Below are 14197 nucleotides of genomic sequence, written 5' to 3'. Positions count from 1 at the left end.
ATTTTCACAGGAGAACTCTTATGGAAAACATTATTACTGCAACAATCTTTGGTTCAGTTATCCTTTTAGCTTTCGCAGCATTCGGTACTGCAATTGGTTTCGCATTATTAGGCGGTAAATTCTTAGAATCTTCTGCTCGCCAACCAGAATTAGCGGCTAGCTTACAAACCAAAATGTTTATCGTTGCAGGTCTTTTAGATGCGATCTCAATGATTGCTGTAGGTATTGCATTACTATTCATCTTTGCAAACCCATTTATCGGTTTAGTAGGCTAATTAAAGTTGGGCAAATAACTTTCGTTACTCGTAAGAGTGATAATCCAACTTTAAGGAGGCTGTTGTGAATCTAAATGCAACGTTAATTGGTCAGCTCATTGCTTTTGCCCTATTTGTGGCATTTTGCGTGAAATATGTTTGGCCACCATTTATCAAAGCGATTGAAGATCGTCAGGCAAAAATTGCCGATGCGCTTGCTGGGGCTGAAAAAGCATTGCAAGAGCAGGCTGATTCTAAAGCTATTGTTGAGCAAGAACTTGCAAAAGCTCGTGAAGAAGCACAAAAAATCATTGATTTAGCAACAAAACGTCGCAATGAAATTTTAGAAGCTGTGCAAGCAGAAGCAGAAGCAGAAAAAGCGAAAATTATTGAACAAGGTTATGCTGAAGTAGAAAGCGAACGTAAACGTGTTCAAGAAGAACTTCGTAGCAAAGTAGCTGCTCTTGCTGTGGCTGGTGCAGAGAAAATTGTGGGTCGCTCCGTTGATGCTGCGGCAAACAATGACATCATTGACAAGCTAGTTGCAGAATTATAATTAAGGGGGGCAGATGTCTGAATTAACTACAATAGCTCGCCCCTACGCTAAAGCAGCTTTTGATTTTGCTTTAGAGAATGGTCAGTTGAACAAATGGCAGGAAATGTTAAAGTTTGCTGCATTAGTTTCTGAAAATAATCAAGTGAGTGAGTATTTAACGTCTTCACTTTCAAGCAATAAAATCGCAGAGATGTTTATAGCGATTTGTGGTGAACAACTGGACCAATTTGGGCAAAATTTCATTCGTGTAATGGCTGAGAATAAACGCCTAAGTGCTTTATCTGCTGTATTTGCAGAATTTAATGCCTTGCGTTCGGAATATGAGTCTGTAAAAGATGTATTTGTAACATCAGCAACAGAATTGACCGCTTCGCAGGAAGATAAAATTGCAACAGCAATGAAAGCAAAATTAGGCAATGACATTCGTATTATTAAAGCAGTAGATCCATCTCTACTCGCTGGCGTGATTATCCGCTACGATGATACGGTAATTGACGGCAGTAGTCGTGGTCAGCTTAACCGTTTGAGCCAAGAGCTGAGCTTGTAAGAGGAATAGAAAATGCAACTAAATTCAACTGAAATTAGTGAATTGATTAAAAAACGAATTGCCCAGTTTAATGTGGTATCTGACGCACAAAGCACCGGGACAATCGTTTCAGTAAGCGATGGTGTAATTCGTATCCATGGCTTATCTGATGTAATGCAGGGCGAAATGATTGAGCTTCCAGGCAATCGTTATGCGATCGCTCTTAACTTGGAAAGAGATTCTGTCGGTGCAGTAGTAATGGGTCCTTATGCGGATCTTGCTGAAGGCACTGAAGTGAAATGTACTGGTCGTATTTTAGAAGTACCAGTTGGTCGAGGTTTATTAGGTCGAGTAGTAAACACCTTAGGTCAGCCTATCGATGGTAAAGGCGAAATTCAAAATGATGGTTTCTCGCCAATTGAAGTTATCGCACCAGGTGTTATTGACCGTCAATCGGTTGATCAACCTGTTCAAACTGGTTATAAAGCAGTGGACTCAATGGTGCCAATCGGTCGTGGTCAGCGTGAGTTGATTATCGGCGACCGTCAAACTGGTAAGACAGCTTTAGCGATTGATGCAATTATCAACCAACGTGATTCAGGTATTAAATGTATCTACGTTGCAATCGGTCAAAAAGCTTCGACTATCGCCAACGTAGTGCGTAAATTAGAAGAACATGGTGCGTTAGAAAATACTATTGTGGTAGTTGCTTCTGCATCTGAGTCTGCCGCATTACAATATCTTGCGCCATATGCAGGGTGTGCAATGGGTGAATACTTCCGTGATCGCGGTGAAGATGCCTTAATTGTTTACGATGATTTATCTAAGCAAGCGGTAGCTTACCGTCAAATTTCGTTGTTGTTACGCCGTCCACCTGGTCGTGAAGCATTCCCTGGTGATGTATTCTATCTCCATTCTCGCTTACTTGAACGTGCTGCTCGAGTAAATGCAGATTATGTTGAGCGTTTCACTAACGGTGCTGTAAAAGGCCAAACTGGTTCTTTAACCGCATTACCTATTATCGAAACTCAAGCTGGTGATGTTTCTGCTTTCGTTCCGACTAACGTGATTTCTATTACTGATGGTCAGATTTTCTTAGAATCAGGCTTATTCAATGCCGGTATTCGTCCTGCGGTAAACCCAGGTATCTCGGTTTCCCGTGTAGGTGGTTCTGCGCAGACTAAACTGGTTAAGAAATTATCTGGCGGTATTCGTACTGCGCTTGCTCAGTATCGTGAATTAGCGGCATTTGCACAGTTTGCATCTGATCTTGATGATGCTACTCGCAAACAACTTTCTCACGGTCAAAAAGTAACTGAATTGCTAAAACAGAAACAATTTGCACCTATGTCGGTTGCTCAACTAGGGTTATCTCTAGCAGCCGCGGAATATGGTTATTTGGATGATGTTGCAGTTGAGCGAATTGGCTCATTTGAAGCGAACTTATTAGATTACGCACAAAGCAATTATGGTGAGTTTATGCAGGATTTAGCAAAATCAGGCGATTTTAATGACTCAATTAAAGATAAGCTGCATGAAATTTTAACCAATTTCAAAAAGAACAGTGCTTGGTAATCTAACTTTTTAGCGGAGAAATAATATGGCAGGTGCTAAAGAGATAAGAACCAAAATTGCAAGTGTTCGTAATACGCAGAAAATTACCAAAGCGATGGAAATGGTTGCTGCATCTAAAATGCGCAAGACTCAAGAACGTATGGCTGCGAGCCGTCCATATTCTGATACCATTCGCAAAGTAATCAGCCATATTGCCAAAGGAAACATTGATTATAAACACCCTTTCCTTGAGCCAAGAGATGTGAAAAAAGTAGGGTATTTAGTTATCTCTACTGATCGAGGTTTGTGTGGTGGCTTAAATATTAACTTATTTAAAACGGTATTAAATGAGTTAAAAGCTTTTGAAGACAAAGGCGTTCAGTGCGAGCTCGGCTTAGTCGGTAATAAAGCCGCTGGCTTTTTTGGTTCGATGGGCTTAAAAACAAAGGCACAAATCAATGGTTTGGGTGATGCTCCAACAATGGAAGATTTGCTTGGTATTGTTAATACAATGGTAAATGCCTATCGTGAAGGTGAATTGGATGAAGTTTATATCGTCTATAACCGTTTTATTAACACTATGGCTCAAAAGCCAACTGTGCAAAAACTACTTCCATTGCCAGCGTTAGATGATGACTCGCTAGAGCAGACAGGTTCTTGGGATTACACCTATGAACCAAGCCCACAAGCGTTATTAGACAGTCTATTGGTACGTTATCTGGAATCCCAAGTATATCAAGCGATTGTTGATAATCTCGCATCCGAGCAGGCAGCCCGAATGGTGGCAATGAAAGCAGCAACTGATAACGCAGGTAATCTGATTAAAGAGTTACAGTTGGTGTATAACAAAGCCCGTCAGGCAAGTATTACGAATGAATTAAATGAAATTGTTGCGGGTGCCGCAGCAATTTAACAAAGACATAGAGGAACGGTAATGGCAACGGGAAAAATTGTACAAATCATCGGTGCGGTAATCGATGTTGAGTTTCCGCAAGATGCAGTACCAAAAGTTTACGATGCATTAAAAGTTGAATCAGGATTAACCCTTGAAGTTCAACAACAATTAGGCGGCGGTGTGGTTCGTTGTATCGCACTTGGTACATCAGATGGCCTAAAGCGTGGCTTAAAAGTTGAAAATACGCATAAAGCGATTGAAGTGCCTGTTGGTACAGCAACGCTTGGTCGTATTATGAATGTACTAGGTGAACCGATTGATGAAGCAGGTCCAATTGGTGAAGAAGAGCGCTGGGCAATTCACCGTGCAGCACCAAGTTATGAAGAACAATCAAACAGTACTGAGTTGTTGGAAACAGGTATTAAAGTTATCGACTTAATCTGCCCATTTGCGAAAGGGGGTAAAGTTGGTCTATTTGGTGGTGCGGGTGTAGGTAAAACCGTAAATATGATGGAGTTAATCCGTAACATTGCGATTGAGCATAGCGGTTACTCAGTATTTGCAGGCGTAGGTGAGCGTACCCGTGAAGGTAACGACTTCTACCACGAAATGAAAGACTCTAACGTATTAGACAAAGTATCACTGGTTTACGGTCAGATGAACGAACCACCAGGTAACCGTCTACGTGTCGCATTAACTGGCTTAACGATGGCGGAGAAATTCCGTGATGAAGGTCGTGATGTATTATTCTTCGTGGATAATATCTACCGTTATACCTTAGCGGGTACAGAAGTATCTGCATTATTAGGTCGTATGCCGTCTGCAGTAGGTTATCAGCCGACACTTGCTGAAGAGATGGGTGTACTTCAAGAGCGTATCACCTCAACCAAAACAGGTTCTATCACCTCTGTGCAAGCAGTTTACGTACCAGCCGATGACTTAACAGACCCATCGCCTGCAACAACTTTCGCACACTTAGACTCAACCGTGGTATTAAGCCGTGATATTGCATCACTTGGTATCTATCCAGCAGTTGATCCTTTAGATTCAACCTCTCGTCAGCTTGATCCATTAGTAGTTGGTGAAGAGCACTATAATGTCGCTCGTGGTGTACAAGGTACATTACAACGCTACAAAGAATTGAAAGACATTATCGCCATCTTAGGTATGGACGAACTTTCAGAAGAAGACAAATTAGTGGTAGCACGTGCTCGTAAAATTGAACGTTTCTTATCACAACCATTCTTCGTGGCAGAAGTATTTACAGGTTCTCCTGGTAAATATGTTTCACTTAAAGACACCATTCGTGGTTTCAAAGGCATTTTAGAAGGCGAATACGACCATATTCCAGAACAAGCGTTCTATATGGCGGGTTCTATTGAAGAAGTGATTGAAAGAGCGAACAAGATGTAATTGTTCTTAAAAAAAGGAGAACAACATGGCATCTCAATTTCAACTCACAGTGGTGAGTGCAGAACGTCAAATATTTAGCGGTGAAGTCGTTAGTGTACGTGTATCTAGTGTAGAAGGTGAACTTGGTGTGTATGCAGGGCATACACCATTGCTTACGGCGATTAAACCTGGAATGGTGAAGTTTACCTTTGCCGATGGCAAAGAAGAATTTATCTATGTCTCGGGTGGTTTCTTAGAAGTTCAACCTAAAACAGTTACCGTGCTTGCTGATGTTGCAATTCGTGGTGATGAACTTGATGAACAGCGCATTCTTGCAGCGAAACGTAAAGTGGAAGAAACATTGAGTAAAACTCATGATGCAGATATGACAGCAAAACTGGCTAGAGAAATTGCGAAATTACGCGTTTATGAACTCACTAAAGGCAAATTAGCGGTAAATCGCTAATAAATAAAATGGTTAAACCCCATGCATGCTATGCGTGGGGTTTATTTTTGCAAAAAATTATTCAAAATCAACCGCTTGTAAAGAGAAATTTTTCGATGGACGATCTTCTTTATTCAATCACAAGAACCTTAGCGAACTTTGATTACAATACATTAATCAAGCTTTGTCTTGCTTGTTTTTTAGGAAGCCTAATCGGCTTAGAGCGTGAGAAAAAACGTAAGCCGGTCGGAATTAAAACCTGTATGATTATTTCCGTCACTACATGTTTGCTCACTATAGTATCTATTCAAGCTGCAGAGTATTATGCTGCGTTGTCAGATAATATTAGAACCGATCCCATGCGGCTTGCTGCTCAAGTTATTAGTGGTATAGGCTTTATCGGCACAGGTGTAATTATGCATCGCACCAATGATGTCGTTTCAGGTATTACCACCGCTGCGATGATTTGGGCTGCCGCCGCGGTTGGAATTTCTATTGGTGCAGGTTTTTATCAAGCCGTCATTATTGTGACTGTTGCTATGTTTTTTATTTTGAAATACAGCTCAATGATTACACGACATATTCGTAAGCAAGATAAGATTGAGCGGCTTCGAGTACAATTAGAATTGAAAGATCTTGATCATCTTCAACCTATCTTAGATACACTTGATGCAAATGATTGCACAGTAAGTTCGCTGAATATTAAAGAGCGAGAACAAGACAATATATTAAGTATTACGATTAATGCTAAAACGCCAGAAGAAAACTCGTCTTATCATATCTACCGAGATCTAAAAGTATTGGAAGGCTTACATAATATTGAAGTGAAATACGTTATGGATTAAGCGGTTTAAAATTAGCATTTTTTTGCAAAAAAATTGAAAAATCGAACCGCTTGTATTTTATTGTGAACTTGAATGGAAACGAGGGTAAAAATGGTGAACAAAACAATAGGCTTAGCACTTTCTGGTGGTGGGCATAAAGGTTTAGCTCACGCAGGCGTGTTGAAATTTTTGCAGGAACAACAGATTGATATTCAAATCATATCTGGGACAAGTGCCGGAGCGATTGTAGGTAGCTTGTATGCACTTGGTAAAAGCCCTGACGAAATTTTGGCATTTTTTCGTTCGGTGAATCTATTTAATGTGAACCATTTATCTCTGGTAAAAAGCGGGTTATTTAATGCCGATAAATTTATGGTGTATTTAGATAATATCTTTGGTGAAATGTGTTTAGGGGATTTAGCGAAAGAGCTCTATATTTCTGCAACTAATATGGAAACAGGGAGAAGTAAAATTTTTGGACGTCATACCAAAATAAAAGAAGCGGTAGTTGCTTCTTGTGCTTTTCCTGGAATCTTTTCTCCAGTTAAGGTAGAAGGCGAGATATATAGTGATGGTGGTATTTTGAATAATTTTCCAGTAAATGTCATTCAAGGGCGGTGTGATTATTTAATTGGTGTCAATTTAGATAGGGGGGCGGATTATAAATCAGCGAACGAGTTTGCATTGTTACCGCAAGTAGCGTGGCGCGCGATTGATATTATGATGGCGCAAAATGCGGCTATGCAAAATCGCTTATGTGATTGGCTTATCAATCCTGAAAAAATCGTACAATATAATACCTTTGAAATATCTGATAAACGCCAGCAGGAGATTTTCCAGATCGGTTATCAAGCAGCAAAAAGAGAATTTCATAAAGTAAAAGATGGATTAATGCGTAATAAAAACCACCAACCCGAATCTCCTTCAAGTTGGTGGTAAAAACTCTTATCGTTTTCCGCTACGCAAAACGAAAATTAATATTCCAACGGAATATACTCAATCGGCACCCAAGAGAAGCCTTTGGATTCTTTGCGTAAATGCCCCAATCCCGGGAATGGCAAGTGTGCCCCTGCGATCCACACTTTGCGTTCGGCTAATTGTGGCAGAATATCTAAACGAGCTTGTCTTGCCCCTTGTGCATCTACGTCAAATTCTGCGGCAACGTCAGGTTCTGGCAATTGCAATGCGTGATTATGTAATAAATCCCCCCAGACAAACAGTGTTTCACCTTTTGAGCTCACTTCTACACTGCTATGCCCCGGTGTATGCCCAGTTGTCGCAACGGATTTGAAATTCGGAATGATCTCATCACCTAAATCATAGTATTTCACTTGTCCTGCGGCGGCATAAGGTGCAACGGCATCACGCGTCCATTGTGCATATTTTTGCGTATGCTCTGGCATCTCTTTGATAGGCGTATCTAACCAAAATGCTTTCTCTTGATTAGCGATATAGACAGTGGCATTAGGAAATTCCATTTTGCCATTGCGAGTAACCCCACTGAAATGGTCAAAGTGTAAATGCGTTGGAATAATGGTATCCACTTGCTCAGGGAGATAACCTGCTTTAATTAAGCTCTCTGTTAATTTCCCCACTTTATCATCAAACACATCGCCCGAACCAGCATCAAGCAAGACTAAGTTTTTGCCTGTATTGATTAAGTAACCCGTTACCGCAGTTTGCACACCACCATCAGCCAACATTGGGCGGAATTGCCCTGAAATTAAATCATCTAACTCTTGTTTAGTCAGTTTGGTAAATTCTTGGTAAACAGGTGCACCGATAGAGAGATAGCCATCATAAAGTGCGGTAACTTCATAATCGCCAATCATCATACGGTAGTAACCATCTACTTGTGTACGTTTTTGTGCCACGACATTTTCTTTAGGCTGGTGTACAGCGTGTGTACCGTGTGCAAAAGCCACAGGGCTTGCCATCACAGCGGCTGCAACTAATGCTTTCATTACAGTTGATAATTTCATAATTTTCTCCAATAAGAAACGCCCAATGCGTTTCGTTGGGTGGCATTATAGGGAGAAATTTTTTCTGAAAAATAAAGAAAACAGCAAATCAGTTTTGCTGATTTTGCAAGATTGCCAATATAGGTAAAAGAGATGGCTTAATTGGAAATCACAAGCGGTCAATGTTGCAGAAAAAAATACAAAATCCACCGCTTGCTATGAGATTCGTGTTCACTACACGCACAATGTCGTCTTTTGCCAAATGCTTGTCGCTTTCTGTGTAACACCCTGTAAAAAGTTACCCTAAAATACCACCACTTTTATTATTGAGGACTTTTATGAAAAAAACATTATTAACTTTGGCAATCTCTGCCTGCATTTCTTTTATTACCCCGAACCTCTCTGCACACCCTGTACATATTCCTGCGAAAAATCCTGTACCTATGCAATTAACCCAAGTTCCTGGATATTTCCGTGTGATGTTAGGGGATTTTGAGGTAACCGCACTTTATGATGGAGCGGCATCGCTTGATAGTACTTTATTTGCAAATTACTCAAAATTAAGCAAAGCAGAACTTGATACCTTAATTGAGCACAAATTTAGCCCTAAAACCGCTACTGGTGGAGTAGATACAGCAATCATTGCGTTTTTAGTCAATACTGGTGACAACTTAATCCTTATTGATGCAGGTAAAGGTGATGTGCAAGATCCAATTTTTGTTGATGAAAAAGGAATGCTGATTGCCAGCCTTGAAGCAGCTGGCTATAAAGCTGAGCAAATTGACACTATCCTACCAACTCATATGCACGCTGATCATTTTAGTGGTGTAACCGTAGAGGGTAAAAAAGTCTTTCCAAATGCAACAATTTATCTGTCTAACCAGGAAAAAGCATTTTGGCTTGATACCCCAGAAGAAAAACTCTCTGATAATGCTAAACCGTTTGTCGCTTGGGCAAGAGAAGCAGCTGCGCCTTATTTAGCTAATAATCAAGTGAAATACTATGATTCTGGCGAGGAGGTCATTCCAGGCGTTAAATCCATTCCATTGCATGGGCATACCTTAGGACATAACGGTTTTGAGTTTACCTCAAAAGGCGAAACAATGTTGGTATGGGGAGATTTAATCCATAACCACGCTATTCAAATGGCTCACCCTGAGGTGGCAGTAGATTTTGATGCAGATTCTATTTCTGCTCGTAAAAGTCGTTTAAATGCGCTACCTGAAATTGCAAAACGTGAAATTTTAGTGGCAGGAGCTCATTTGCCGTTCCCTGGATTAGGTCACCTACGAGTAGAAAAAGACGGTGGTTATCGTTGGATTCCCGTAGAGTATCGCCCTATTCGTCAATAGTTTTTACCGCACTTTTCTACGGGAAAGTGCGGTGATTTTTAAGGAATGTTTATGATGCAAAAATATCGTGGTGAATGGTTACTTTTACTGGCTACCCTTACCGCAGCATTCGGTTGGTTATTTTCCAAAAATGCCATAGTAGAACTGCCCGCAGTAGCTTTTATTGCTTTACGTTTTTCTTTCGCTACCCTACTTTTTCTGCCTTTTGCTTTACCACAACTTAAATCTCTCAATCGCCAACAATGGCGATATGCTGTATTCGTCGGGCTATCATTTTGTTTATATCTATTCTTTTGGGTGATGGGAGTCAAATACACCACAGAACTCGGAAAAGGTGCATTTTTACTGAGCTTAGCAATGCTTGCCGCTCCCTTAATTGCATGGGGATTATATCGACAACGCCCAATACGACGTTTTTGGTTTGCATTACCATCGGCAATTATCGGAATGTATTTGCTTGCCAATAATGGTACAGAGCAATCGGGGTTTCAGTTAGATACCCTCTTCTTTTTATTTACTGCATTTTGGGCAGCTGTGCAATTTGTGCTAAATAGTCGTTATGCACAACATCTTCCCGTATTGGCATTAACGACTATTCAACTCAGTATGGTAGCAATATCTGCCAGCATCTATTCTGCACTATTTGAAACATTCCCCACTCAAATTAGTTCACCAACTTGGCTTTGGCTCACATTAAGTGTACTTATCGGGACGAATGCTCGCTTTTTATTGCAAACATGGGGACAAAAGCTTAGCGACTTAGGCAATGGGGCACTAATTATGATTTTAGAACCTGTATGGACGCTATTGCTCAGTACGCTCTTTATGGCAGAAAACTTATCTACAACGAAAATAATGGGAAGTACTTTTGTTTTATCCGCTTTGCTCATTTACCGCCTAAATGTGATGAGACAAAAATAACTACTCCACATTGGGGCCACGACTTAAGTTAAAGCCTTTACCAATTTGATAGAATTGTCCACCTGCAACATAGTGCAACGTTTTTAGATCATCGGGCAGTTCATCAAATTTCCACCGTCCATTATCAAACATTTGATCGTCAGCCCAAGCCGAAATTACTTCTCCAATAAATAAATCGTGTACTTGCTGATTATGTGGTTCATCAATCACTCGGCAGATAATCCAAGCCGCACAACCTTCAACAAGCGGAATATCAACATTCTCTAAATAAAATAGTGGCACATTATCCAATTTATGTGGATTTTCCTTACGGCTTTCGCCCATATCTAAAACCAATTCTGCTTGAGCAACTGTTGGAACCTGTACAGCAAAATAGCCACTTTGTTCAATTAAAGTTCGGGTATAAGCAGCTTTATCCACCACAATCATCATTTTCGCTTGCGGTGCAAAATCTAATGCACACACCCACGAAGCGGACATAACATTTTCAATATGGTTATGTTTGGCTGAAATCATTGCTGTTGGCCCATGATTTACCAAACGATAGAATTTTGAAATTTCAACAGGTTTAATTGCCATATCTTCTCCTAGAAACGTAACAAGCGGCTATTTTGCAAAAAAATCTGCAAAATTTACCGCTTGTATAATGATTAATAATGAGCGTGGAAAATTTTACTCACAATCGTCCATTTACCATTTACTTTCAACAAATTGAAATAATCGGTAAAACCATAGCCACTGAGATTATCAGTATCCACACGAGCGGAAGCCGCTGTGCCTGTAATATCAATATAAGCAATGGCAACCACAGGGTTTTCTGATGGTTTAAAGTGATCATCAATAGTTGGGAAAAGAGTATCAGTTACTGCACCTCCTGCCAATGTGCCTTTTTCATCTACACTGTACATTGTAGCGACAGCATCAAAAGCGGGTTTCATTATTTCACTGTTTGCTTGTTTACCACCTTCACTATATTGATTTAATAATAAATCTTCAATGGCTTTGTAATCTTGAGTATAAGTGGGTTTTGTCATGATTATTCTCCTATAAATCATTTTTTCGCTTGATTACGATGGCGTGCAGTATAGATTGAGATTGGTTATAATAGAAATTATGAAAAAGAATAATTATTATAAGGATTTGTGATAATGGTAAATTTGAATAACCTTGACCTGAATTTACTTAAAGCATTAAATGCCCTGTTAGAAGAGCGTAATGTGACACGAGCGGCAGAACGATTAGCTTTAACTCAACCAGCCGTGAGCGGAATGTTAGCCCGCTTGCGTCTCTATTTTGCCGATCCGTTGCTCATTCGCACATCAAATGGCATGATTCCGACTGACCGTGCAATGACACTTGCCGCTCCCCTTAAACGCATTTTGCAAGAATTAGAAAGCTTAGTTCAACCCAATGAATTTAATCCCGCTGAATTAGCTATCACATTAAAAATTGGTGCTACAGATAATGCTTTCCGAGCCATTGGCGTACCATTTATACAACAATTACAGCAAATTGCCCCTAACGTAAAAACGGCATTTTTAACCTTACAAAATCACGATATGGAGACAATGCTAGAAAAAGGGGAATTAGATTTAGCCCTATTATCCAACCTTGCTGTACCTGAAAAGCTACATTACAAACCGCTCTATCAAGAAAATTATGTCTGTGCAATGCGACAAAACCACCCTATTTTGCAACAAGCGTGGACATTAGAAAATTTCTGCCAATATCATTTTATTTTAGGATCATTTTTCGGAGGCGGATTTTCTGGTGCAACAGATAGAGTATTACATTCATTAGGTTATCAACGAAAAGTAGCTGTTTCTGTACAAAATTTTGCATTGATTCCCGAATTACTGCGCCAAAGTGATTATTTAGCCGTTGTTCCCGAACATTTAATCCACGTAGAAGATGACTTAATTATCAAAGCACCACCTTTTGAAGCAGAACATTACACCAAAGTGATGGCTTGGCACGAGCGAACTCATCAAGATCGCATTCAAAAATGGCTACGTCAACGTTTATTTGATACCGTGCAAATGCTTGAAGCCAAAAGAAATAAAGTATAATGTCGTCTTTTGTTAAATTATTGTCGCTTTCTGCCTAACTGAGTAACCAAAACCGTCCTAAAATAGTCGTACTTTTCCCCCATCAAGGACACAAAATGAAAATTGAAATGTATTCCGATTATGCTTGTCCATTTTGCTATATTGGTAAGCGTTATTTAGAACAAGCGTTGGCTGAGTTTGAAGAGGCTGAATCGGTTGAAATTGAGCATAAAGCCTTTGAACTCTATCCACACGCAGGACAAACAGTAACCAATACCACACAAGGGCGAATTGAGATGAAATATGGCAAAACACCTGCTGGTGCAATGGAGATGATTCGCCATATTGAGCAATTAGCCAGCGGTGCAGGTTTAGCGATGAACTACGAAAATGTGCAAAATACGAATACCTTTAATGCCCATCGTTTAACCAAATTAGCCGAAAGTTTAGGTAAGGGGGCTGAAATGAATGAACGCCTGTTTCACGCCTATTTCACTGAAAATCTGCCCTTAGCAAGCCGTGAAAATCTTATCCACTTTGCAACAGACATTGGTATTCCTACCGAACGAGTCGTACAAATGCTAGATACCGATGAATTTGCCGATCAAGTTCGTGCAGACGAGCAATTAGCTCGCCAAATTGGCGTAACGGCTGTGCCGTTTTTTGTCATTGATGGCAAGGTAGCTGTCCCTGGATCACAACCACCTGCCCAATTTTTAGCAATCTTGCGTGAACAATTTGCAGAAAATCACGCAAAACCGACCGCTTGTGGAGTAGACGGATGCCATTAATTCCTCGTGCTGAGCCACTGATAATCCGCCCTGAAAAAGCGGATTCTGCGGTCATTTTTCTACACGGCTTAACCACCAGCGGTTTGCATTTTGAATCGGTCGCACGTTATTTTGCTCAACATCTACCCAACACGATGTTTGTGCTACCCCACGCCCCAATTCGCCCTGTTACGTGGGCGAAGGGAAATGTCTCGGGCTGGTATGATTTACGAGGCGATAATTTTTTGGCGAATGAAGATCGTCAGGGGATTTTGAGTGCGGCTGCTTATGTGCAATCACTGATTGATGATTTAATTAGACAAGGGATTGAAAGCAAGCGGATCATTTTGGGCGGTTTTTCGCAAGGGTGTGCCATTTCACTTTTGGCTGGCACGCAATATCCGCAACCATTGGCAGGTATTTTTGGCTTGTCGGGTTACTTACCACTCGCTGAAAGTTGGCAAAGCCACACTCAAAATGCCCATACGCCAATTTTTCTTGCTCACGGAGAGGAAGATAATTTGATTACTCTTGCTCAAATTGAACAAGGGGTAGCTAAATTGGCACAAGAAAGAGCCTTACACTTTCAACGTTATCCCATTGGGCATACGTTAAACAATGATGAAATAGCAGATTTAAAGCAGTGGCTTGTTGCACAATTAGCATTTTGCTCATTAAAATAGGTAATAGTCTCGCCTT

At 40.4% G+C, this 14197-nt stretch carries 17 protein-coding genes; 14 read left to right on the top strand and 3 right to left on the bottom strand.

Going from position 1 to position 14197, the window contains the following annotated elements; all coding sequences use genetic code 11:
- The first annotated feature begins 20 nt into the window (after positions 1-20).
- The 9 genes from atpE to F542_RS10625 all read left to right on the top strand — a co-directional run bounded on the left by atpE (position 21) and on the right by F542_RS10625 (position 7385).
- On the top strand, positions 21-275 hold the full coding sequence (gene atpE, locus F542_RS10665; protein WP_015431458.1) for a F0F1 ATP synthase subunit C: 255 nt from the start codon (positions 21-23) through the stop codon (positions 273-275).
- Between the two features lie 64 nt (positions 276-339).
- Positions 340-810 carry a F0F1 ATP synthase subunit B gene (atpF, locus tag F542_RS10660; RefSeq protein ID WP_015431459.1) on the top strand — a complete coding sequence of 157 codons (471 nt, stop codon included), beginning with the start codon at positions 340-342 and terminating at the stop codon, positions 808-810.
- A gap of 13 nt (positions 811-823) precedes the next feature.
- On the top strand, positions 824-1357 hold the full coding sequence (atpH, locus tag F542_RS10655; protein ID WP_015431460.1) for a F0F1 ATP synthase subunit delta: 534 nt from the start codon (positions 824-826) through the stop codon (positions 1355-1357).
- Between the two features lie 12 nt (positions 1358-1369).
- Positions 1370-2911 carry a F0F1 ATP synthase subunit alpha gene (gene atpA, locus F542_RS10650; RefSeq protein WP_015431461.1) on the top strand — a complete coding sequence of 514 codons (1542 nt, stop codon included), beginning with the start codon at positions 1370-1372 and terminating at the stop codon, positions 2909-2911.
- 25 nt (positions 2912-2936) lie between these two features.
- The gene (gene atpG / locus F542_RS10645) at positions 2937-3803 is read left to right on the top strand and encodes a F0F1 ATP synthase subunit gamma (RefSeq protein WP_015431462.1); all 867 of its coding nucleotides are present in this window, start codon (positions 2937-2939) and stop codon (positions 3801-3803) included.
- Between the two features lie 21 nt (positions 3804-3824).
- Positions 3825-5198, top strand: coding sequence for a F0F1 ATP synthase subunit beta (gene atpD / locus F542_RS10640; protein WP_025267515.1), 1374 nt, complete (start codon positions 3825-3827; stop codon positions 5196-5198).
- A gap of 25 nt (positions 5199-5223) precedes the next feature.
- The gene (locus F542_RS10635) at positions 5224-5643 is read left to right on the top strand and encodes a F0F1 ATP synthase subunit epsilon (RefSeq protein ID WP_015431464.1); all 420 of its coding nucleotides are present in this window, start codon (positions 5224-5226) and stop codon (positions 5641-5643) included.
- Between the two features lie 8 nt (positions 5644-5651).
- Positions 5652-6467, top strand: a complete 816-nt coding sequence (locus tag F542_RS10630) for an MgtC/SapB family protein (protein WP_015431465.1) — start codon at positions 5652-5654, stop codon at positions 6465-6467.
- Positions 6468-6557: 90 nt separating this feature from the next.
- The gene (locus tag F542_RS10625; protein WP_025267513.1) at positions 6558-7385 is read left to right on the top strand and encodes a patatin-like phospholipase family protein; all 828 of its coding nucleotides are present in this window, start codon (positions 6558-6560) and stop codon (positions 7383-7385) included.
- A 35-nt stretch (positions 7386-7420) separates the two neighbouring features.
- Here the strand turns inward: F542_RS10625 and F542_RS10620 are convergent, their stop codons facing one another.
- Positions 7421-8428, bottom strand: coding sequence for an MBL fold metallo-hydrolase (locus F542_RS10620; RefSeq protein WP_038445859.1), 1008 nt, complete (start codon positions 8426-8428; stop codon positions 7421-7423).
- 317 nt (positions 8429-8745) lie between these two features.
- On the opposite strand from F542_RS10620, the gene F542_RS10615 reads away from it, so the two are divergent.
- The gene (locus F542_RS10615) at positions 8746-9759 is read left to right on the top strand and encodes an MBL fold metallo-hydrolase (RefSeq protein WP_015431469.1); all 1014 of its coding nucleotides are present in this window, start codon (positions 8746-8748) and stop codon (positions 9757-9759) included.
- Between the two features lie 51 nt (positions 9760-9810).
- A complete protein-coding gene (locus F542_RS10610; protein WP_025267512.1) occupies positions 9811-10680 on the top strand; it encodes a DMT family transporter in 870 nt (289 codons plus the stop codon).
- On the opposite strand, the gene F542_RS10605 is transcribed toward F542_RS10610, so the two are convergent.
- Together F542_RS10605 and F542_RS10600 are read right to left on the bottom strand one after the other, a co-directional pair.
- Positions 10681-11259 carry a flavin reductase family protein gene (locus F542_RS10605; protein ID WP_015431471.1) on the bottom strand — a complete coding sequence of 193 codons (579 nt, stop codon included), beginning with the start codon at positions 11257-11259 and terminating at the stop codon, positions 10681-10683.
- A 71-nt stretch (positions 11260-11330) separates the two neighbouring features.
- A complete protein-coding gene (locus tag F542_RS10600; RefSeq protein ID WP_025267511.1) occupies positions 11331-11714 on the bottom strand; it encodes a nuclear transport factor 2 family protein in 384 nt (127 codons plus the stop codon).
- Between the two features lie 114 nt (positions 11715-11828).
- Here F542_RS10600 and F542_RS10595 point away from each other — a divergent pair, with 114 nt between their 5' ends.
- From F542_RS10595 to F542_RS10585, 3 genes are all read left to right on the top strand, one after another.
- Positions 11829-12749 carry a LysR family transcriptional regulator gene (locus F542_RS10595; protein ID WP_015431473.1) on the top strand — a complete coding sequence of 307 codons (921 nt, stop codon included), beginning with the start codon at positions 11829-11831 and terminating at the stop codon, positions 12747-12749.
- 95 nt (positions 12750-12844) lie between these two features.
- The gene (locus F542_RS10590; RefSeq protein ID WP_025267510.1) at positions 12845-13519 is read left to right on the top strand and encodes a DsbA family oxidoreductase; all 675 of its coding nucleotides are present in this window, start codon (positions 12845-12847) and stop codon (positions 13517-13519) included.
- Positions 13510-14181, top strand: coding sequence for an alpha/beta hydrolase (locus tag F542_RS10585; RefSeq protein ID WP_015431475.1), 672 nt, complete (start codon positions 13510-13512; stop codon positions 14179-14181). The genes F542_RS10590 and F542_RS10585 overlap by 10 nt, the downstream gene beginning before the upstream one ends.
- The last annotated feature ends 16 nt before the right edge of the window (positions 14182-14197 follow it).

It is taken from the genome of Bibersteinia trehalosi USDA-ARS-USMARC-188, from assembly GCF_000521725.1.
In the GTDB taxonomy this organism is placed as follows: domain Bacteria; phylum Pseudomonadota; class Gammaproteobacteria; order Enterobacterales; family Pasteurellaceae; genus Bibersteinia; species Bibersteinia trehalosi.
This window is presented reverse-complemented; position numbering and strand designations above follow the sequence as displayed.

What these genes read in the sequence shown, in the direction of transcription:
- F542_RS10615 (WP_015431469.1), top strand. Translation starts at nt 8,746, where the DNA reads ATGAAAAAAACATTATTAACTTTGGCAATCTCTGCCTGCATTTCTTTT.
- F542_RS10620 (WP_038445859.1), bottom strand. Translation starts at nt 8,428, where the DNA reads ATGAAATTATCAACTGTAATGAAAGCATTAGTTGCAGCCGCTGTGATG.
- F542_RS10625 (WP_025267513.1), top strand. Translation starts at nt 6,558, where the DNA reads ATGGTGAACAAAACAATAGGCTTAGCACTTTCTGGTGGTGGGCATAAA.
- atpD (WP_025267515.1), top strand. Translation starts at nt 3,825, where the DNA reads ATGGCAACGGGAAAAATTGTACAAATCATCGGTGCGGTAATCGATGTT.
- F542_RS10585 (WP_015431475.1), top strand. Translation starts at nt 13,510, where the DNA reads ATGCCATTAATTCCTCGTGCTGAGCCACTGATAATCCGCCCTGAAAAA.
- atpE (WP_015431458.1), top strand. Translation starts at nt 21, where the DNA reads ATGGAAAACATTATTACTGCAACAATCTTTGGTTCAGTTATCCTTTTA.
- F542_RS10630 (WP_015431465.1), top strand. Translation starts at nt 5,652, where the DNA reads ATGGTTAAACCCCATGCATGCTATGCGTGGGGTTTATTTTTGCAAAAA.
- F542_RS10595 (WP_015431473.1), top strand. Translation starts at nt 11,829, where the DNA reads ATGGTAAATTTGAATAACCTTGACCTGAATTTACTTAAAGCATTAAAT.
- F542_RS10590 (WP_025267510.1), top strand. Translation starts at nt 12,845, where the DNA reads ATGAAAATTGAAATGTATTCCGATTATGCTTGTCCATTTTGCTATATT.
- F542_RS10635 (WP_015431464.1), top strand. Translation starts at nt 5,224, where the DNA reads ATGGCATCTCAATTTCAACTCACAGTGGTGAGTGCAGAACGTCAAATA.
- atpH (WP_015431460.1), top strand. Translation starts at nt 824, where the DNA reads ATGTCTGAATTAACTACAATAGCTCGCCCCTACGCTAAAGCAGCTTTT.
- F542_RS10605 (WP_015431471.1), bottom strand. Translation starts at nt 11,259, where the DNA reads ATGGCAATTAAACCTGTTGAAATTTCAAAATTCTATCGTTTGGTAAAT.
- F542_RS10600 (WP_025267511.1), bottom strand. Translation starts at nt 11,714, where the DNA reads ATGACAAAACCCACTTATACTCAAGATTACAAAGCCATTGAAGATTTA.
- atpA (WP_015431461.1), top strand. Translation starts at nt 1,370, where the DNA reads ATGCAACTAAATTCAACTGAAATTAGTGAATTGATTAAAAAACGAATT.
- atpG (WP_015431462.1), top strand. Translation starts at nt 2,937, where the DNA reads ATGGCAGGTGCTAAAGAGATAAGAACCAAAATTGCAAGTGTTCGTAAT.
- F542_RS10610 (WP_025267512.1), top strand. Translation starts at nt 9,811, where the DNA reads ATGATGCAAAAATATCGTGGTGAATGGTTACTTTTACTGGCTACCCTT.